At 60.9% G+C, this 17,470-nt stretch carries 16 protein-coding genes and 2 pseudogenes; 11 read left to right on the top strand and 7 right to left on the bottom strand.

Going from position 1 to position 17,470, the window contains the following annotated elements:
• Nucleotides 1–45 precede the first annotated feature (45 nt).
• Nucleotides 46–2,337 carry a beta-glucosidase BglX gene (bglX, locus tag BLU85_RS25255; RefSeq protein WP_092204392.1) on the bottom strand — a complete coding sequence of 764 codons (2,292 nt, stop codon included), beginning with the start codon at nt 2,335–2,337 and terminating at the stop codon, nt 46–48.
• 251 nt (nt 2,338–2,588) lie between these two features.
• Between bglX and BLU85_RS25250 the strand changes: the two genes are divergently transcribed.
• The 5 genes from BLU85_RS25250 to BLU85_RS25230 all read left to right on the top strand — a co-directional run bounded on the left by BLU85_RS25250 (nt 2,589) and on the right by BLU85_RS25230 (nt 7,015).
• Nucleotides 2,589–3,197, top strand: a complete 609-nt coding sequence (locus BLU85_RS25250) for a LemA family protein (RefSeq protein ID WP_092204393.1) — start codon at nt 2,589–2,591, stop codon at nt 3,195–3,197.
• 123 nt (nt 3,198–3,320) lie between these two features.
• Nucleotides 3,321–4,076, top strand: a complete 756-nt coding sequence (locus BLU85_RS25245; RefSeq protein ID WP_092204394.1) for a TPM domain-containing protein — start codon at nt 3,321–3,323, stop codon at nt 4,074–4,076.
• A 28-nt stretch (nt 4,077–4,104) separates the two neighbouring features.
• Nucleotides 4,105–4,722 (top strand): TPM domain-containing protein, encoded by a 618-nt coding sequence (locus BLU85_RS25240; protein ID WP_092204395.1) that lies wholly within the window; start codon nt 4,105–4,107, stop codon nt 4,720–4,722.
• Between the two features lie 253 nt (nt 4,723–4,975).
• Nucleotides 4,976–6,193, top strand: coding sequence for a class I SAM-dependent methyltransferase (locus BLU85_RS25235; RefSeq protein WP_092204396.1), 1,218 nt, complete (start codon nt 4,976–4,978; stop codon nt 6,191–6,193).
• A 240-nt stretch (nt 6,194–6,433) separates the two neighbouring features.
• Nucleotides 6,434–7,015 (top strand): DJ-1/PfpI family protein, encoded by a 582-nt coding sequence (locus tag BLU85_RS25230; RefSeq protein ID WP_092204397.1) that lies wholly within the window; start codon nt 6,434–6,436, stop codon nt 7,013–7,015.
• A 260-nt stretch (nt 7,016–7,275) separates the two neighbouring features.
• Here the strand turns inward: BLU85_RS25230 and BLU85_RS25225 are convergent, their stop codons facing one another.
• Nucleotides 7,276–8,295 carry a DUF4917 family protein gene (locus BLU85_RS25225; RefSeq protein WP_092204398.1) on the bottom strand — a complete coding sequence of 340 codons (1,020 nt, stop codon included), beginning with the start codon at nt 8,293–8,295 and terminating at the stop codon, nt 7,276–7,278.
• A gap of 140 nt (nt 8,296–8,435) precedes the next feature.
• Between BLU85_RS25225 and yiaY the strand changes: the two genes are divergently transcribed.
• On the top strand, nt 8,436–9,584 hold the full coding sequence (gene yiaY, locus BLU85_RS25220) for an L-threonine dehydrogenase (RefSeq protein WP_092204399.1): 1,149 nt from the start codon (nt 8,436–8,438) through the stop codon (nt 9,582–9,584).
• Here the strand turns inward: yiaY and BLU85_RS25215 are convergent.
• Nucleotides 9,581–10,744 (bottom strand): MFS transporter, encoded by a 1,164-nt coding sequence (locus tag BLU85_RS25215; protein ID WP_092204400.1) that lies wholly within the window; start codon nt 10,742–10,744, stop codon nt 9,581–9,583. The genes yiaY and BLU85_RS25215 overlap by 4 nt on opposite strands.
• A gap of 13 nt (nt 10,745–10,757) precedes the next feature.
• Nucleotides 10,758–11,993, bottom strand: coding sequence for an aminotransferase class I/II-fold pyridoxal phosphate-dependent enzyme (locus BLU85_RS25210; RefSeq protein WP_092204401.1), 1,236 nt, complete (start codon nt 11,991–11,993; stop codon nt 10,758–10,760).
• 257 nt (nt 11,994–12,250) lie between these two features.
• Here BLU85_RS25210 and BLU85_RS31885 point away from each other — a divergent pair.
• The 4 genes and pseudogenes from BLU85_RS31885 to BLU85_RS25195 form a co-directional block, all read left to right on the top strand.
• Nucleotides 12,251–12,343, top strand: a pseudogene (locus BLU85_RS31885) (glutathione transferase); the annotation flags it as partial.
• A gap of 199 nt (nt 12,344–12,542) precedes the next feature.
• On the top strand, nt 12,543–13,892 hold the full coding sequence (locus BLU85_RS25205; RefSeq protein WP_092204402.1) for a sensor domain-containing protein: 1,350 nt from the start codon (nt 12,543–12,545) through the stop codon (nt 13,890–13,892).
• Between the two features lie 296 nt (nt 13,893–14,188).
• Nucleotides 14,189–14,692 carry a DUF4142 domain-containing protein gene (locus BLU85_RS25200; protein WP_092204403.1) on the top strand — a complete coding sequence of 168 codons (504 nt, stop codon included), beginning with the start codon at nt 14,189–14,191 and terminating at the stop codon, nt 14,690–14,692.
• A gap of 79 nt (nt 14,693–14,771) precedes the next feature.
• Entirely contained in the window at nt 14,772–15,680 is a 909-nt protein-coding gene (locus BLU85_RS25195; protein WP_092204404.1) for an SDR family oxidoreductase, read from the top strand.
• A gap of 46 nt (nt 15,681–15,726) precedes the next feature.
• Here the strand turns inward: BLU85_RS25195 and BLU85_RS25190 are convergent, their stop codons facing one another.
• Entirely contained in the window at nt 15,727–16,131 is a 405-nt protein-coding gene (locus BLU85_RS25190; protein WP_092204405.1) for a low affinity iron permease family protein, read from the bottom strand.
• Nucleotides 16,132–16,307: 176 nt separating this feature from the next.
• Here BLU85_RS25190 and BLU85_RS31195 point away from each other — a divergent pair, with 176 nt between their 5' ends.
• Nucleotides 16,308–16,454, top strand: a complete 147-nt coding sequence (locus tag BLU85_RS31195) for a hypothetical protein (protein ID WP_170847647.1) — start codon at nt 16,308–16,310, stop codon at nt 16,452–16,454.
• Between the two features lie 142 nt (nt 16,455–16,596).
• On the opposite strand, the gene BLU85_RS25185 is transcribed toward BLU85_RS31195, so the two are convergent.
• Nucleotides 16,597–17,007: a type II toxin-antitoxin system HicB family antitoxin gene (locus tag BLU85_RS25185; RefSeq protein WP_092204406.1), complete on the bottom strand. Its 411-nt coding sequence runs from the start codon at nt 17,005–17,007 to the stop codon at nt 16,597–16,599.
• A gap of 40 nt (nt 17,008–17,047) precedes the next feature.
• Nucleotides 17,048–17,224: pseudogene (locus BLU85_RS25180) on the bottom strand (type II toxin-antitoxin system HicA family toxin); the annotation flags it as partial.
• Nucleotides 17,225–17,470: the final 246 nt, after the last annotated feature.

The raw sequence follows: 17,470 nt of genomic DNA, 5'->3' as shown, positions 1-17,470 counted from the left end.
TCGCGAGCAAGCTCGCTCCCACATGGGTTTTGCGTGGCCTGAAGGTCAGAGCAACTCAAAACTCTGCTGCTTCACGTCCTGGGAATCCAGGCCGATCTGCACGTTGAACTTGCCCGGTTCTGCCCCGTACTTGAGTTGGGCGTTGTAGAACTTCAGGTCGTCTTCGGTGATGGTGAAGTGGATGACTTTCTTCTCGCCGGCCTTGAGCATTACCTTGCGGAAGTTCTTCAGCTCTTTCACCGGGCGAATGATCGAGCCGGTCACGTCCTGGATGTACAACTGCACCACGGTTTCGCCGTCACGCTTGCCGGTGTTTTCCAGGGTCACGCTGGCATCGAGCTTACCGGTCTTATTCAGCGTGGTCGATGACAAGGCCATGTCCGACAAGCTGAACTCGGTGTAGCTCAGGCCGTAGCCGAACGGGTAGAGGGGACCGGTGGTGTCATCGAAGTATTGCGAGGTGTAGTTGCCCGGCTTGCCCGGCGTGAACGGCCGGCCAATGCTCAGGTGGTTGTAGTAGGTCGGAATCTGCCCCACCGAGCGTGGGAAGGTGATCGGCAGCTTGCCCGACGGGTTGTAGTCGCCGAACAGCACGTCCGCGATGGCGTTGCCACCTTCGGTGCCGCTGAACCAGGTTTCCAGGATCGCATCGGCCTGCTGCTTTTCTTCCAGCAACGACAGCGGACGGCCATTCATCAGCACCAGCACCAGCGGCTTGCCGGTGGCCTTCATGGCCTTGATCAGCTCGCGTTGGCTGGCCGGGATGTTCAGTTCGGTACGGCTCGACGACTCATGGGACATGCCACGGGACTCACCCACGGCGGCCACCACCACATCGGCATCCTTGGCGGCTTGCACCGCTTCGTCGATCAGCACCTGGGCCGGACGTGGGTCATCCACCACTTCCGGGGCATCGAAGTTGAGGAAATTCAGGTAGTCGAGCACCTTCTTGTCGGCGGTGATGTTGGCCCCTCGGGCGTAGATCAGCTTCGACTCAGCCCCCAGGGCGCGGGTCATGCCATCGAACAGGGTGACCGATTGCGCAGGGCGCCCGGCCGCGGCCCAACTGCCCATCATGTCGATCGGTGCCTTGGCCAGCGGGCCGACCAGGGCGATCCTGGCGGTCTTCTTCAGGGGCAGGGTCTGGTTGCGGTTTTCCAGCAGGACCAGGCTGCGGCGTGCCACGTCACGGGCATCGGCGCGGTGCAGGCGGCTTTCGGCGTAGGTGTCGGCCGGGTCGTCCTCGGCCTTGCCGATGCGCAGGTACGGATCCTTGAACAGGCCCATGTCGTATTTGGCCGCGAGCACTTCGCGCACGGCGTTGTCGATGTCGCTCTGTTCGATCTCGCCGGCCTTGAGCAGCCCGGGCAGTTCCTTGCCGTAGAGCGAGTCGTTCATGCTCATGTCGATGCCGGCCTTGATCGCCAGTTTCGCCGCTTCGCGACCGTCCTTGGCGACGCCGTGCTTGATCAGTTCGAAGATGGCGCCGTGGTCGCTGACCGCCAGGCCCTTGAAGCCCCATTCCTTGCGCAGCAGGTCGTTCATCAGCCAGGTGTTGGCGGTGGCCGGCACGCCGTTGATGGAGTTCAGCGCGACCATCACCCCGCCGGCTCCGGCGTCGATGGCGGCGCGGTAGGGCGGCAGGTAGTCCTGGTACATTTTCAGCGGACTCATGTCCACGGTGTTGTAGTCCCGGCCGCCTTCCACTGCGCCGTAGAGGGCGAAGTGCTTGACGCTGGCCATGATGCTGTCGGCCGCGTTGGCGCCGTTGCCCTGGAAGGCCTTGACCATCACCCCGGCGATGCGCGACACCAGGTAGGTGTCCTCGCCGAAACCTTCGGAGGTCCGGCCCCAACGTGGGTCGCGGGAAATGTCGACCATGGGCGCGAAGGTAATGTCCAGGCTGTCGGCCGCGGCTTCCTGGGCGGCGATGCGCCCGGAGTGGTAGATGGCGTCCATGTCCCAGCTCGAGGCCAGGGCCAGGGGGATCGGGAAAATCGTGCGGTGGCCGTGGATCACGTCATAGGCGAAGAACATCGGGATCTTCAACCGACTGCGCATGGCCGCGTCCTGCATCGGACGGTTCTCATCGCGAGTGATGGAGTTGAACGTGCCGCCGATGTTGCCGGCGGCGATTTCCTTGCGAATCATCTCCCGGGGCATTTCCGGGCCGATACTGATCAGGCGCAATTGGCCGATCTTCTCTTCGAGAGTCATTTGCTTCATCAGGTTGCTGATGAACGCGTCCTTGTTCTCTATGGGGGCGGGCAGGTTGTCGGCTAATACGGATTGACTGGCCAGACTGACAAACAGGCCCAGCAAACACAGCTTCTTCATGAATAGTTTTCTCGCAAGCCTAAAGGGCGGTGATCAGGACACGCCGGTCAGCCAAAATGTGAGGAGCGGCTATTGTTGTTCGGCTAAATACAGCACACTTTCGAACCCATTGGGCTGAACTTAGTTTCGCACTGCGCATCTTTTAGCCCATCGACCCGATTCAATCCAGTGCGGCGGCAGATTATGCCCCAGACGCCGGTGAGATAGGTGGCAGTGTTTTACCCAATGCATGCAACGGAGAGCGTCACCCGATGAATCTACGACTGAACCACCGCACCGGCCTGCGAATGCTGGCCCTGATGCTGTTCGCTACGCTGCTGGCCGGTTGTGGCATCAACAACATTCCGACCCTGGACGAACAGGCCAAGGCCGCCTGGGGCCAGGTGCAGAACCAGTACCAGCGCCGTGCCGACCTGATTCCCAACCTGGTGGAAACCGTCAAGGGCTACGCCCAGCACGAGCAGGAAACCCTCACCGCGGTGATCGAGGCGCGGGCCAAGGCCACGTCGATCCAGGTGGACGCCAGTACCTTGGACAACCCGGAAAAACTCAAGCAGTTCCAACAGGCCCAGGACCAGTTGACCGGCGCCTTGAGCCGGCTGATGGTGGTGTCCGAGCGTTATCCGGACCTCAAGGCCAACCAGAATTTCCTGGCGCTGCAATCGCAGCTCGAAGGCACCGAGAACCGCATCGCCGTGGCACGCCGCGACTTCATCCTGGCGGTGCAGAAGTACAACACCGAGATCCGTACGTTCCCGGGCCGCCTGTGGCACAGCGTGATGTACAGCGACCTGCCGCTGCGCGAAACGTTCGAGGCCACCAGCCCCGATGCCGAAAAAGCCCCTGAAGTGAAGTTTTGATCAATCCGGCAGTTTGAAGCGTTGTGGGAGCGAGCTTGCTCGCGATGGCGGCGGCACATTCAGCATTGCTGCAAGCTGACCCACCGCTATCGCGAGCAAGCTCGCTCCCACACAGGAGTTCCAATGCGCGTGTTGAAAATTGGCCTGGTGCTGTTGCTCTGGGTGTTTGCAGTCACGGCACAGGCCGAATTGAAGTTTCCAGCGTTGACCGGGCGTGTGGTGGACACCGCCCAGATGCTCGACCCTTCGGTGCGCGCACAACTGGAGACGCAGCTCAAGGCCCATGAACAGGCGACCGGCGAACAGGTGGTGGTCGTGACCCTGACGGACCTGCAGGGCAGCAGCATCGAAGATTTCGGCTATCAGCTGGGGCGCCACTGGGGCATCGGGCAGAAGGATAAAAACAACGGCGCGCTGCTGATCGTCGCCCGGGATGACCGTAAACTGCGCATCGAGGTGGGCTACGGCCTGGAGGATCGCCTGACCGATGCCCAGAGTTCGGTGATCATCAACCAGGTGATCACGCCGGCCTTCAAGACTGGCAACTTCAACAAAGGCATCAGCGACGGCGTCGCGGCGATGCTGGTGGTGCTGGGCGGCAGCCCGCTGGACGAGCCGGCGCCGGCCTACAGTACGGACGGACAGCAGGAGCAGGGCGATTTTGTCGAGCGCCATGCCGGGCTGTTCATCTTCCTGGTGATCCTGTTTATTTTGACGATATCGGTCTGCCAGATGCTCGGTATCCTGCCGGCCGGGCGCGGTGGCTCCAGCGGTTCGGGCAGCGCCGGTGGGGGCGGCTTCAGCGGTGGAGGCGGCGGTGGCGGCTTCAGCGGTGGCGGTGGCAGTTTCGGGGGCGGCGGTTCGTCGGGCGGCTGGTGACAATAATAATGAGCAGGCACTTTTAACCATGGCATTACTGACTGAACACGAACAACGCAAGGTCGCCGAGGCCATCGCCCGGGTCGAGCAGCATACCGACGCCGAACTGGTCACAGTGCTGGCCGCCCGCGCCGACGACTACGCTTACATCCCACTGCTATGGGCGAGCCTGCTGGCGCTGGTGGTGCCCGGCGCGGTCCATTACCTCACCGGTTGGTTGGCCCTGCACAGCCTGTTGCTGGTGCAGTGGGTCAGTTTCATCGTGTTGTGCCTGGTGTTTCGCATCCCAAGGATCACCACCCACCTGATTCCCCGTTCCGTGCGTCACTGGCGGGCCTCCAACCTGGCACGCCGGCAATTTCTCGAGCAAAACCTGCACCACACCGTGGGCAGCACGGGCGTGCTGATCTTTGTCTGCGAGGCCGAGCGGTATGTGGAAATCCTCGTCGATGAGGGTATTTCCAAACACCTGGACAACACATGCTGGGACGCCATCGTCGCGACGTTCACCCAGCAGGTTCGCCAGGGGCAGACGCTGGAAGGCTTCGTGACTTGCATCGCGGCCTGTGGCGAATTGCTCAAGGCACATGTGCCGGTGACTCATGAGCGTAATGAGCTGCCGAATCGGTTGGTGGTGCTGGGCTGAGATAAATTTCTGCCGGACACCGTTGTAGCGAGGGAAATTTATCTGTGGCGAGGGGATTTATCCCCGTTGGGCCGTAGGCCCCCTAAAAAGCCGACAATCGGTTATGCAGGGATACCTTATTGCCTGGTTGGGTCTGCTGCGCAGACCAGCGGGGATAAATCCCCTCGCCACATGAAATTCCCCGTGCCGTCATCCCCCATCCCCCCTAAAATACCCGCCATTCCCGATCCGCCCGCCCCGAGGCCGCTTGTCCATGTCCGCCACCGCAACTCCAGCCCGTCCCGCGCCGGATCACCACGCCCAGTTCATCGAACTGCTGCACACCAGCCTTGAACAAAACGCTTTCATCAAACTGGTGCTGGCCAAGTACGTCGGGGATGAGGCGGACCTCCAGCGACTGATCATCAAGCAGCTGACGGTCAAGGATCAGCCGTGCCTGTCCTTCGTCTACCGCTACAAGACTCGCGACATCACCAAGAATTTCCCGCTGGCCGAAGGCGTGGACACCATCGCCGCATTGTTGCCAGCGTCGTTCAAGAACGCGCATTTGCTGGCGGTCACTGACGAGGCGCAACTGGAGTACAGCAAAAAGGGCAAAAGCTCGTTGTTCAAGAGCAAGCCCCAGCAACTGCGGGAAGTGCCGTCTGCCGAGCACAACCGCGAGAAGAACCGCTTCCTCGACCTGAGCCGGCCATTTTTGGCCGACCTGGGCGTGACCAACCACAAGCACGAGCTGATTCCGGCGATGTCGCGCAAGTGGAAGCAGATCAACAAGTTCATCGAGGTCTTCAGCCACGCGCTGACGTCTTCGCCACTGGCCCTGGACAAGCCGGTGCGGGTCTCGGATTTCGGTTCGGGCAAGGGCTACCTGACCTTCGCTATCCACGATTACCTGCGCAACACCTTGCAGGCTGAAGGCGTGGTGACCGGTGTCGAGCTGCGCGAGGACATGGTCAAGCTGTGCAACGAAGCCGCCGCGCGGCTGGAGCACCCGGGCCTGAGCTTCCAGCACGGCGACGTGCGCAGCGTAGCGCCGAGCGCGGTGGATGTGATGATTGCCTTGCATGCCTGCGACATCGCCACCGACTACGCGATCCACATGGGCATTCGCTCGGGTGCCTCGATCATCATGTGCTCGCCGTGCTGCCACAAGCAGATCCGCCTGCAGATCCAGAGCCCGGCCTTGCTCAAGCCGATGCTGCAATACGGCCTGCACCTGGGCCAGCAGGCGGAAATGGTCACCGACAGTTTGCGGGCGCTGTTCCTGGAAGCCTGCGGCTACGAGACCAAGGTCTTCGAGTTCATCTCCCTGGACCACACCAACAAGAACAAAATGATCCTGGCCGTCAAGCGCGCCGAACCTGTGGATCCCTGCGAGCTGCTGGCAAAAATCGAAGCACTCAAGGCCTTCTACCACATCACCGAGCACTGCCTGGAAACGCTACTGCGGGCGGATGGTTATCTCGCCTGAGTTCTACTGTTAGCACCCAACCCCCCTGTGGGAGCGAGCTTGCTCGCGATGGAACGATGACGCGGTGTGCCTGAAAGAACCCCATCGCCTGAATCGCGAGCAAGCTCGCTCCCACAGACTGTCCTGTCACTTCATTTTTGTGCAGCCCGTCAGGTAATGACGGGTTATCGCTCATCCGCCGACTTACCGGACTACCTTTAATGCGTTCACCCCTCACGCATTTCCAAAGGAGCCCAACCCATGGCCGCCAAGAAAATCCTGATGCTGGTCGGCGATTACGTCGAAGATTATGAAGTCATGGTGCCATTCCAGGCCTTGCAGATGATCGGTCACACCGTACATGCCGTGTGCCCGGGCAAAAAGGCCGGGCAGACGGTGCGTACGGCGATCCACGATTTCGAAGGCGACCAGACCTACAGCGAAAAGCCGGGGCACTTGTTTGCCCTCAATCATGATTTTGCCAGTGTCCAGGCCGTTGACTATGACGCCCTGCTGGTGCCGGGTGGGCGTGCGCCGGAATACCTGCGCCTGGACGAAGCGGTCCTGCAACTGGTGCGTGATTTCGACTTGGTGGGCAAGCCGATTGCCGCGGTGTGCCACGGTGCGCAATTGCTGGCCGCTGCAGGCATTCTTGAAGGACGCGAATGCAGCGCCTACCCGGCGTGTGCTCCGGAAGTACGCCTGGCGGGCGGGACCTATATAGACATTCCGGTGACCGAGGGCCATGTCCAGGGCAACCTGGCGACCGCACCGGCCTGGCCTGCGCACCCGAACTGGCTGGCGGGGTTCCTGACCTTGCTGGGCACGGCCATCACCCTGTAGCGCTGCGACATCGTTGGTGCCAGGGATAAGGCCTTGGCGCGCTTTGACGGCAAACCAACCGACGCAATGCTGCGATCCTGTGGCGAGGGGATTTATCCCCGCTGGGCGCGCAGCTCCCTAAAAAGCGAAAAACTCGGTCTGTCCGGCACACCGAGTAGTCATGTTCGAGGGCTGCTGCGCACCCCAGCGGGGATAAATCCCCTCGCCACAAGTCCAGCCTGTCTCTAATCCATAGGGTCGTGACCCATACAGGCTTTACGCTAAATCTCCACCGGCACCGACAGCTTCGGATCGCCCAGCGGATGGCTCTTGGCATCGAAGAAGCGCAATTGCACCTCCAGCCCATGGAAGACCTTGGCGTAATGCCGTTTCTGGTGCTGGATGAACGCCTGGCTGCGCGGGTAGATCGAAATCGCCAAGGTTTTCGGTGCGGCCAGGCGCAGGGCATGGACAATGTGCCGGTCCTGCTCGCCCAGGGCATGGCCGAACAGGCACAGGTTGTCGCCATGGCGCAGCAACTGGTCGTAGCAGAACGACAGGTAATCGCTGCTGCGGATGGTCTTGAGCTTGTCGGCGCTGGGGCCTTCATTGACGAACAGCGGCACGTCGTCGAGGGTCTTGATCGTGTTGTTGATGGCGAAACTGCCCAGCAAAGTGCCCTCGGTGGACGTGAGCTTGCGCGCCGTGCCGTCCTGGTTGCGCACCAGGTGCAGGCCACCGTGCAGGTACAGCAAGCGCGGTTTGTCCGTGGTCACCTGGCTCAGGTCGAAACTGTGATCGTCGCCGAAGAACAGGTCGCTGATGGTCTCGGCCCCATGCTGGATCGCCCAGTAGTTGAGCAGGTCGTAGTTGGTGGTGAACACAGTGCGGTAGCGGCTCAGCTCCTGGTTGAGCGTCGCCAGGGTCGACGGTTGCACCAGCCGCCATGGGATGTGCACCGCGTGCACGGTGTTGATCAGCGCTTCCTTGATCGCGTAATAGCGGTTACGCGGGGCGGCGGAGCTGACGGCCAGGGCCTTGTTGACCCGACTGGTGGTTTTCAGTGCCCCGAGCACCTGTTCGAAACTGCGGGTCTGCATCGCGTCGAACACGCTCAGTTCCGACGGGCTCAAGGGTTTCTCCTCGACGGTGCGGGCGTTTTCGAACAGCGAGTCATAGCCGAAATCGTCCCACACCGCGCGGCTGGCCCCATTGCCCACCAGCAGGCCGCTGAAGGCGGTATCGGCGCGCACGGCCTCCCAGTCTTCGAGCCGGGTGTCGTATTCCTGGAAATCGGTCATCGCAAGGATCATCTCAAAACGTGGCAAAGGCAGGTCGCGACTTTATCACGCCCCAGTCTTGAGCCAGATCAAGATGCGTCGTGACTACTGGGTCATGCTGTAGGTCCTGCCGATCCGGCCTCTACCAGGAGTGTGACCCCATGAGCAGTACTTTTTTCATTCCCGCCGTGAACATCATGGGGCTGGGTTGCCTGGATGAAGCGATGACCGCCATCCGCAACTACGGCTTTCGCAAGGCGCTGATTGTCACCGACGTGGGGCTGGCCAAGGCCGGTGTCGCCAGCAAGGTGGCCGAACTGCTGGCGCTGCAGGACATCGATTCGGTGATTTTCGACGGTGCCAAGCCCAACCCGAGCATTGCCAATGTCGAGCTCGGCCTGGGTTTGTTGATGGAAAGCCGGTGCGATTTCGTGGTGTCCCTGGGCGGCGGCTCCCCTCACGATTGCGCCAAGGGCATCGCCCTGTGCGCCACCAACGGCGGGCAGATCAGTGACTATGAAGGCGTCGACCGTTCGAGCAAGCCGCAATTGCCGCTGATCGCCATCAACACCACGGCCGGCACCGCCAGCGAAATGACCCGCTTTTGCATCATCACCGACGAGACACGCCACGTGAAAATGGCGATTGTCGATCGCAATGTGACCCCGCTGATGTCGGTGAACGACCCGGCGCTGATGGTGGCGATGCCCAAGGGCCTGACGGCTGCCACCGGCATGGATGCGCTGACCCATGCGATCGAGGCTTATGTGTCCACTGCCGCCAATCCGATTACCGATGCCTGCGCCCTGAAGGCCATGACCCTGATCAGCGACAACCTGCGCCTGGCCGTGCACGACGGCAACGATCTGGTGGCGCGGGAAAACATGGCCTACGCGCAGTTTCTCGCGGGGATGGCGTTCAACAATGCGTCGTTGGGTTTCGTGCACGCCATGGCCCATCAACTGGGTGGTTTTTACGACTTGCCTCACGGCGTGTGCAACGCGGTGTTGTTGCCCCATGTACAAAGCTTCAACGCCTCGGTGTGCGCCGCTCGTCTGAGCGACGTGGCCCATGCCATGGGCGTCGATACACGTGGTTTCAGCCCGGAAGAGGGGGCACGGAGCGCTATTGCGAGGATCCGCGGCCTGGCCCATGACGTGGATATTCCGGCCGGTTTGCGTGACTTGGGCGTGCGCCTCAACGACGTACCGTTGCTGGCCGCCAACGCCTTGAAAGACGCGTGCGGCCTGACCAACCCACGGGCGGCGGACCAGCGGCAGATCGAAGAGATTTTCCGCAGCGCGTTCTAAGGGGCCCGGGGCGGCACGAACCTCACACAGAGCATCGCCGCCCCCCCCAGCAGCGCGCACAACGCCGCCAACGGCCAGGCCTGTTGGCTCAACAACAGGCTGGCCGTGGCGCCGATCACCGAGGCCATCAGTTGATGCAGGAACCCGCTCAACGCCATGGCATAAGCGCCGGCCACCGGTGAGCCTTCGTTGGCCAGGGACAGGCTGATGGGATAGATCAACGATTGGCCAAACACCGCGAAGCAATACGGCAGCCAGAAGAGCAGCGCGATGCCGCTCGGGGTGAGGCTGCCTGCCAGCATGGTCATGCTGCCGCCCAGCACCAGCGCGATGCCCCAGCCCATCATTCGCCGTTGACCGGTGCGCAGCACAAACGCGTTCACCGCCAGCGCCCCGAGCAGGTACGCCGCACTGATCGGCCAGCCCAGCAGGCCGTACTCGATGGCCGACCAGTGGAAGCTTTCCTGCAGGATCAGCGGCGCGGCGGTATTGAAGGCGACGATCACGCCGTAGCCCAGCCCACCGGCCATGGCCGGCAGCAGGAACGCGCGTTGTCGGAATATCTGCCCATAGATCCCCCATGCCGATTGTCCATTGCTGGCGTGCACCAACATCGGGAACCTGGCCCGGGACACCGCCGCTGCCATGGCCAGGCTGACGGCGCCCAAACCATGGAAAATCGCCTCCCAGCCGAAAGCGGCCTGGATCAGCGAGCCCAGGTACTGGCCGATACCGAGGGCAATCACAAAGGCGATCGATATCCAGGACAAGGCCTTGGCCAGCAGGTCGCCGCTGAAACTGTCGCGAATCAAGACCCGCGCCATCACCGAAATACCGCTGGCACCGATGCCCTGAATCAACCTGAACGTCAGGAACGCCTCCACGCTTGTACCCAGCGGCAGGGCCAGGTTGCCCAGGCCATACAACCCCAGTGCCGCCAGCAAGACCGGTTTGCGCCCCAAGCGCTGGCTCAGGCTGCCCCACAGCAACATGGGCAGCGCCATGCCGATCAGGTACACCGACAGGCCCCAGGAAACCGGGGACGCATCGGTACCCAGATCCCGGGCGATAGCGGGCAGGGCCGGCAAGTAGATGCTCATGCCCAGTTGTGCCAGGAAAACGGTGGTGCAGGTGAGGATCAGGGTTGTACGGTTCTTCATCGAGCGTCCTGTCTCAAGGGCGGAGGTCACGCCCGTGGGTCAGCAGCAGTTCGGTGATCGTTTCACAAAACGAGCGAATCACGTCCGGCTCCATGTCGGCGCGCAGGGTAATGCGAATGGCAGCCTTGCCTTGCGGCACCACGGGAAAAAATACCGCCGAGGTGAAATACCCCCGTTCGGCCAGTTCGACCGCCAGGCTGTTGGCCAGGGCCGCTTCACCGCAAGGCACCATACGGATCGCCATGGGGGTGTCGCGCTGTCCGGTCCGCACGAGGCTGTCGAAGAGGCGGATATTAGCCTGCAAACGCTCCTGCAAGGCACTGAATTCGCGGCTGCGGTGCAGGCGGATCGACGCCATGCCGGCACCGATGGCCGCCGCGTTCAGGCTCTGGGACCAATTGCTCGGCCCACCGTAGCGCTGCACCAGCGCCTTGTACCGTTCACAGCCAAACATGACCAGCCCGCCGCTGGCACCGAAAGACTTGGCCAGCGAGGCAACGATCAGGGTGCGCTCGTCCACCGCGGGGATGCGCGAACGGACCAGGCCGGCGCCGGATTCCCCGACGGCAGACAGGGCGTGAGAGTCGTCCAGGTAAAGAAACAAGCCATAGCGCTGCTTGAGATACATCAGGCTGTCCAGGTCCGCCATCCCGCCCATGCTGTAGGCGCCGTCGGCCACATACGCCACGTCGCGCTGGCGTTTGCACACGTCTTCGATGAAATCCATGTCGTTGTGCGGGCAGGTGATGACCTGGGTTTCGTCGGCGCAGGCGGCCTTGCTGTGGTTCATCGAGTAATGGGCCTGTTTGTCGAATACCATGACGGGCGCGCGATGATCGGTGAATGCGCCGCTGGCCAGCAACGGCAGGATCCCGGCGCTTGCCGCACTGCAGGACAGGGCACTGAGGCAACTGGCGCCGAACAGCTCCGACAGTTGGCTTTCGTACTGGTCCAGGATCGCCAGCTTGCAGCGATTCCTTGAGTTGGCGACCCGCAGGGTCCCGGCTTCCCACAGGGCGGTCATGGCGCCGTCCAGCAGCGCGGGGTGATAGTCCAGGCCCAGGTAGGACGTGGTACAGAAGTGATGAAAGGTCCGACCGTATTGGTCGACCAGCACATTGGGTGTCTTGACCTCGACATTCAGCCCTGAGATTTTTCCGGCCTCGGTGCCCTGCCAATCCTGGTCAGCGAGGGAAATGAGCTTGCGGTAGTTGGTGAAGTAATGAGGTGGTTGAGCGGTCTGGTCCATGGCGCGATTACATTCCTTGGTTGATGGTACTGTCCGTGGGGTGTTGCGAGCGTGGTGTGTTTCCAGACTTTACAGATTGTTGTGCAGGGCTTTGAATCGGCTGTTTCCGGCATGTTTGAGTGTCACTGGGGATTTCCACGTAGGACTTTGCCTAGGACCCTGGCCGGGGAATCCATCGGCACTGTCGGAGCTTGGGAACACCACGGATTTGCCCCAAGCCCGCTGGGTTATCACGCTTTTCTGAAGGTTGCTTGCCGATGCTCTCAGGCCTCAATCATCTGACCCTTTCGGTCACCGATCTGGATCGCAGTGTGGTTTTTTATGGCGACTTGGCGTCACGGCTGAAGGCCTGTCGATAGGCACCGTATGCGGGCATGCTGTTCTTTACGCGAGTGGCAGCGCTTGCCAAGCGTTTCATCCCCTTGAGTCTGATTGCCTGCGCTATCCTCATCGGTATTGGGCGCGTCGGTCTCGCTCGTTGTACAACGTCACGAACTGACCATTGCCCGCTTCGCTCACCGTTGCATTATCCGGATGACCTCCAGCCCCATGGACACTTCAAGTTCCGCGCCGCTGGCCAGCTACATCGACCTTCTGCTGGATGCCGTGTGCGCCGTCGACGGTCAAGGGCGTTTCGTGTTTGTCAGTGCCGCCTGCGAGCGCATTTTCGGCTACACCCCCCAAGAGCTGATCGGCCAGGCGATGATCGATCTGGTGCACCCTGCCGACCGCCAGCGGACCCTCGAGGCGGCGCGGGAGATCATGGAGGGCGAGCCCAAGCTCAATTTCGAGAATCGCTACCTGCGCAAGGACGGGCGGGTGGTACATATCCTGTGGTCGGCGCGCTGGTCGCCGGTGGACCAACTGCGCATCGCCGTGGCCCGGGACATCACTGAACGCAAGCAGGCCGAGTCCCGGCAGGCGGCGTTGTATGCGATTTCCGAGGCGGCCCATGCCGCGGCTGACTTGCTGGCGCTGTTCAAGCGCGTCCACCTGATTATTGGCGAGTGGCTGCCGGCGCTGAATTTCTCGGTGGCGCTGTATGACGAACAATGTTCGCAGCTGAACTTCCCCTATCACGTCGATGATCGGGAAGGGCAGCCTGAGTTGCCGGGCACGGTCACCGGCCGTTTGTGCGCCGAGGTGATTCGCAGCGGTCAGCCGATCCTGCTGACACCCGGCGGCACCTCGCTGCCAGCGGGGTTCAACGACCTTGTGGCGCAGCCGGACGCGCCGTGTTGGTTGGGCGTGCCGCTGAATTCGCAGAGTGGCACGATTGGCGCATTGATCGTCAAGAGTGCGCCGGACAACGAGCGCTACACCGAACAGGACAAGGAACTGCTGCAATACGTCTGCGCACAGATCACCATTGCCATCGAACGCAAGCAGTTGCATGCCCGATTGCAGCATATGGCTCAGTACGATCAGTTGACCCAGGTGCCCAACCGCGAATTGCTTCGTGAACGTTTCAAGTGCGCACTGGCGACCGCCCGCGCCGCATCCGGGCGCATGGCTTTGCTGTATATCGACCTGGACCGTTTCAAACAGGTCAACGACACCTATGGCCACGGAGTGGGTGACATGCTGTTACAGGCGGTGGCCAATCGTATCAAGGGCTGTATCCGCGACACCGACACCGTGGCGCGCATCGGCGGAGACGAGTTCGTGGTGCTGCTGCACAGCATCCAGGCCTTGGAGGATGCCCACAGCGTGCTGGAAAAAATCCACCATGCACTGGCCCAGCCGCTGCGTCTGGACGGGCACTGCCTGAGCATCGAGCCGAGCATCGGCGTGGCCTGTTTCCCCGACCATGGCACTGAAGATGTCGCGCTGTTCCGCCACGCCGACGAGGCGATGTACGCCGCCAAACGTCAAAATCACCGGACGTCCGGCATTTGATAGCGCGTCACCGTTCGTCGTGGCGCCAGCACCTTTCTCAAACCTTCAGCTCGTATCCCATTCGAATACAAGGAGGGCTGAACCATGCCTGGTTCAAGCAATGTTTATCCGACAAACATTGCTCATGATCGAACGAAGGTGTCCGAAGCAGGTCGCAAAGGTGGGAGAACCACCATCACGACCGTCGATAGAAGCCCGTCGAAAGCCGGGTCGGACGTCTCGCTGAATATTCATGGCTGGTTCTGATTCAACGGTGGATAACCCACCAGAACTTTATATCAGAGGAGGGCGCGACCATGAGCCGTATGGCCAGCTTTTTTCGCACCACCAGTCTCATCGTGCTGATGGGCCTGGGTGCCAACAGTGCCTGGGCCCAATCGCCTGCCGAATTCATCGACGATGCTTCCGCCAAGGGCATGGCCGACATCGAGACAAGTCGCATGGCCCACGCAAAAGCCGAATCCAGGGAGGTCAAGGACTACACCATTATGGTGATCAACGACCGCACCACCGCCAATCAGCATCTGGCGAAGATCGCCAAGAAGCTCGACTTGCCCGTCGCTCCCCGGGAGGAAGTGGCCGACAAGGCCAAGGCCTTGATGCCGCAGGTCACGGAAGGCGAGTCGTTCGAAGCGGCGTATGCCGCCAGCCAGGTCAAGGCTACCGAGGAGGCCATCGCGCAGATTCAGCAGCAGGCCCAGACCACCGAAGTGCCAGAGATCAAGGCCTTCGCTGACGAAACCCTGCCCAAGTTGCAGACCCATCTCGAAATGGCCAAGGCACTGCAGGCCAGCCGTTGATCTGCTGTATCTGCTTTGACATTCAGGACCGGGGCGTCAGCGTCCCGGCTGATTTTGCCCGCCGAAAAGGAGAACCTCGATGTCCACACGCCGAGAACCCAACCAATACGCGATGCAGAACCCACTGACCCAATATCCGCGCCCGCAATTTCCCGACCAGCCACAATCACCACCGGGCATCGACCAGGACATGCTGCCGCAACCCGATCATGGCGAAAAAAGTTACCGAGGTTTCGGGCGCCTGGAGGGACGCAAGGCCCTGGTCACCGGTGGTGATTCGGGGATTGGCCGAGCCGCGGCCATCGCCTACGCCCGGGAAGGCGCTGATGTCGCGATCAACTATTTACCCAGCGAAGAACGCGACGCCCGGCAAGTCATCGAGCTGATCGAAGCCGAGGGCCGCAAGGCCATTGCGATTCCTGGCGACCTCAAGGACGAGGCGTTCTGTGTACAAATGGTCAAGATGGCGCAACAGCAACTCGACGGGCTGGATATCCTGGTGAACGTTGCCGGCAAGCAGGAGGCGCAAAAAGACATCGCCGACATCACCACCGCGCAGTTTGACGACACCATGAAGACCAACATCTATGCGATGTTCTGGATCTGCAAGACCGCGGTGCCGCTGATGCCGGCGGGGGCGACCATCATCAATACCGCATCGATCCAATCCTACGACCCGTCCGCGACGCTGTTGGATTACGCCACTACCAAGGCGGCCATCGTCGCGTTCACCAAGGCGCTGGCCGGGCAGGTCATCGGCAAAGGTATCCGGGTCAATGCCGTGGCGCCGGGGCCGATCTGGACCGTGCTGCAACCGAGCGGCGGTCAGCCTCGGGAAAAGATTCCTACCTTTGGCTCCCAGGTACCCATGAAGCGCCCAGGCCAACCGGCTGAGTGCGCGCCACTGTATGTTCTATTGGCATCGCAGGAGTCGAGTTACATCACTGGGGAAGTATTTGGCGTGACGGGAGGCAACCCGTTGCCTTGATGCCGGCAACGTGCGCGAGTGGCGCAACACCACTCGCGCCTTTGCATCAGCACTGGTTCAGGTCGATCTTGTTTTTCTGTTCCAGGCCGTCAAGGCTCTTGGCTTCGTCTTTGCCCATGGCCTGGTAGTGCTTTCTCAGCGCTTCCAGTTGCTTGAGGTCCAGCGACTCGAGGCCGAGCATTGCGTTCTGTGCATCCTTGGTCGCCCGCAATAACTCGTCGATCTTGAGATGCAGGATGTCCGTATCGCGGTTCTGCGTATTCTGGATCAGGAACACCATGAGGAAGGTGATGATGGTGGTCGAGGTGTTGATGATCAATTGCCAAGTGTCGTTGAAGCCGAAGAAAGGTCCGCTGACTGCCCACAATGCCAACAACACGATGGCCCCCAGGAATGTCTTGGGGCTCCCCGCCCAGAGGGCCAGTTTTTGAGCGATTTTTGCGAACGTCATTGCCGTGTTTCCTTATTGGATGCACCTGTCTGGTGTGACAGCAACGAGGCGGTGAAAATTCTACTTACATTTCAGTCGCCAACATCCGTCGACGTTCATCGTCCGGCACGATGACAGTCGCAACCATTGCCGCTCTCGCAGGTCACTGCTCAAAGCCCTCGGCATTGGAGTACATCATGAATATCGCCCGCACTTTTTGCCTCGCCTGCTGCTTGTTCGTCCTGCAAGGCTGTTTCGACAACTCGGATAACGAGACCAAGGACAACACCGACGGCACCAAGTCTTCGGTGCAAATGCAAGAGTCCGGGGCGGAGAAAAAATAGACGGCTCGCCGCCATCGGTGGAGCGATTGCAAACCCCCTGTGGGAGCGAGCTTGCTCGCGATAGTGTCAGATCAGCAGCATCCCTGTTGGCTGACACGGCGCTATCGCGAGCAAGCTCGCTCCCACAGGGGGTGGCGGCTTCTCACCGGCCTTGTTGCAACACCTTCAGCGCTGCCGACGCCAGGAAGCCGGAGCGGCTCTTCTCTTCAGGATGGTGCAGCACGTATTCATCGATACGATTGAGCAGATAACCGGGCAACGTGATGTTGAGCTTCTGCGCCTTGCCCAGGTACTTGGTGACATCAATGTCCACCAGTGCCCAGGTGCAGCCGGCATATTTCGGATTGGCGGCGTGCAAGGTGACGGTGTTGGCCGGCGGAATCGGCGAGCCGTCTTCAGCCAGAATTTCAAAATGTCCCTCAATGGCCTCACGTGCCATCGCCATGGCCTCGTCCAGGTCGTCGCCTGCGGAAAAACACCCTGGGATATCCGGCACTTCAACACCCCAGGCGTGTTTGTCATCGCCGATGGAAATCGCAATCGGGTAAAGCATATTCATCGTCCTCCGGGAACGCAGGGCAACGGGCCGGCTGGAGCAGCGCCTGTTGCAAGATACTGATGGCCGTTTTCTTGAGCAGGTCCTTCTTCGGATGAGGAACCGTGACCAACCCCGGTTTGGTCGGGTGCTTGAAGTGATGATGACTGCCCCGAACCCGCACCCGATACCAACCGTCTGCAATGATCTGGCTTATCAAGAATCGGCTATTCACAACACCTCCGTGTGGTGTGCTTGGTGGGTACTATACCTACTGAAATTTAATGATCAACACTATAACCACCAGGGGCGACACTGGCGGGTGGGTGAGTGGGTTGTTCCGAAGTGTAGAAGCCGCGCCTGGTAAGGACTGCGGGAGGCGTAGTGAGTTATTTCAGGATGTGATGAGGGTGGTGATGACTAAAACGAGGACATGAAAAACCGGTCACGATGGACCGGCTCTATTTGAGATGTTGATAGG

It is taken from the genome of Pseudomonas sp. NFACC14 (assembly GCF_900106885.1).
In the GTDB taxonomy this organism is placed as follows: Bacteria; Pseudomonadota; Gammaproteobacteria; order Pseudomonadales; family Pseudomonadaceae; genus Aquipseudomonas; species Aquipseudomonas fluorescens_AA.
Note: the sequence above shows the minus strand (reverse complement) of the source record. Positions and strands in the feature narration are given on the sequence as shown.

What these genes read in the sequence shown, in the direction of transcription:
- BLU85_RS25205 (WP_092204402.1), top strand. Translation starts at nt 12,543, where the DNA reads ATGGACACTTCAAGTTCCGCGCCGCTGGCCAGCTACATCGACCTTCTG.
- BLU85_RS25215 (WP_092204400.1), bottom strand. Translation starts at nt 10,744, where the DNA reads ATGAAGAACCGTACAACCCTGATCCTCACCTGCACCACCGTTTTCCTG.
- BLU85_RS25245 (WP_092204394.1), top strand. Translation starts at nt 3,321, where the DNA reads ATGCGCGTGTTGAAAATTGGCCTGGTGCTGTTGCTCTGGGTGTTTGCA.
- BLU85_RS25195 (WP_092204404.1), top strand. Translation starts at nt 14,772, where the DNA reads ATGTCCACACGCCGAGAACCCAACCAATACGCGATGCAGAACCCACTG.
- BLU85_RS31195 (WP_170847647.1), top strand. Translation starts at nt 16,308, where the DNA reads ATGAATATCGCCCGCACTTTTTGCCTCGCCTGCTGCTTGTTCGTCCTG.
- BLU85_RS25190 (WP_092204405.1), bottom strand. Translation starts at nt 16,131, where the DNA reads ATGACGTTCGCAAAAATCGCTCAAAAACTGGCCCTCTGGGCGGGGAGC.
- BLU85_RS25240 (WP_092204395.1), top strand. Translation starts at nt 4,105, where the DNA reads ATGGCATTACTGACTGAACACGAACAACGCAAGGTCGCCGAGGCCATC.
- yiaY (WP_092204399.1), top strand. Translation starts at nt 8,436, where the DNA reads ATGAGCAGTACTTTTTTCATTCCCGCCGTGAACATCATGGGGCTGGGT.
- BLU85_RS25185 (WP_092204406.1), bottom strand. Translation starts at nt 17,007, where the DNA reads ATGCTTTACCCGATTGCGATTTCCATCGGCGATGACAAACACGCCTGG.
- bglX (WP_092204392.1), bottom strand. Translation starts at nt 2,337, where the DNA reads ATGAAGAAGCTGTGTTTGCTGGGCCTGTTTGTCAGTCTGGCCAGTCAA.
- BLU85_RS25235 (WP_092204396.1), top strand. Translation starts at nt 4,976, where the DNA reads ATGTCCGCCACCGCAACTCCAGCCCGTCCCGCGCCGGATCACCACGCC.
- BLU85_RS25250 (WP_092204393.1), top strand. Translation starts at nt 2,589, where the DNA reads ATGAATCTACGACTGAACCACCGCACCGGCCTGCGAATGCTGGCCCTG.
- BLU85_RS25230 (WP_092204397.1), top strand. Translation starts at nt 6,434, where the DNA reads ATGGCCGCCAAGAAAATCCTGATGCTGGTCGGCGATTACGTCGAAGAT.
- BLU85_RS25225 (WP_092204398.1), bottom strand. Translation starts at nt 8,295, where the DNA reads ATGACCGATTTCCAGGAATACGACACCCGGCTCGAAGACTGGGAGGCC.
- BLU85_RS25200 (WP_092204403.1), top strand. Translation starts at nt 14,189, where the DNA reads ATGAGCCGTATGGCCAGCTTTTTTCGCACCACCAGTCTCATCGTGCTG.
- BLU85_RS25210 (WP_092204401.1), bottom strand. Translation starts at nt 11,993, where the DNA reads ATGGACCAGACCGCTCAACCACCTCATTACTTCACCAACTACCGCAAG.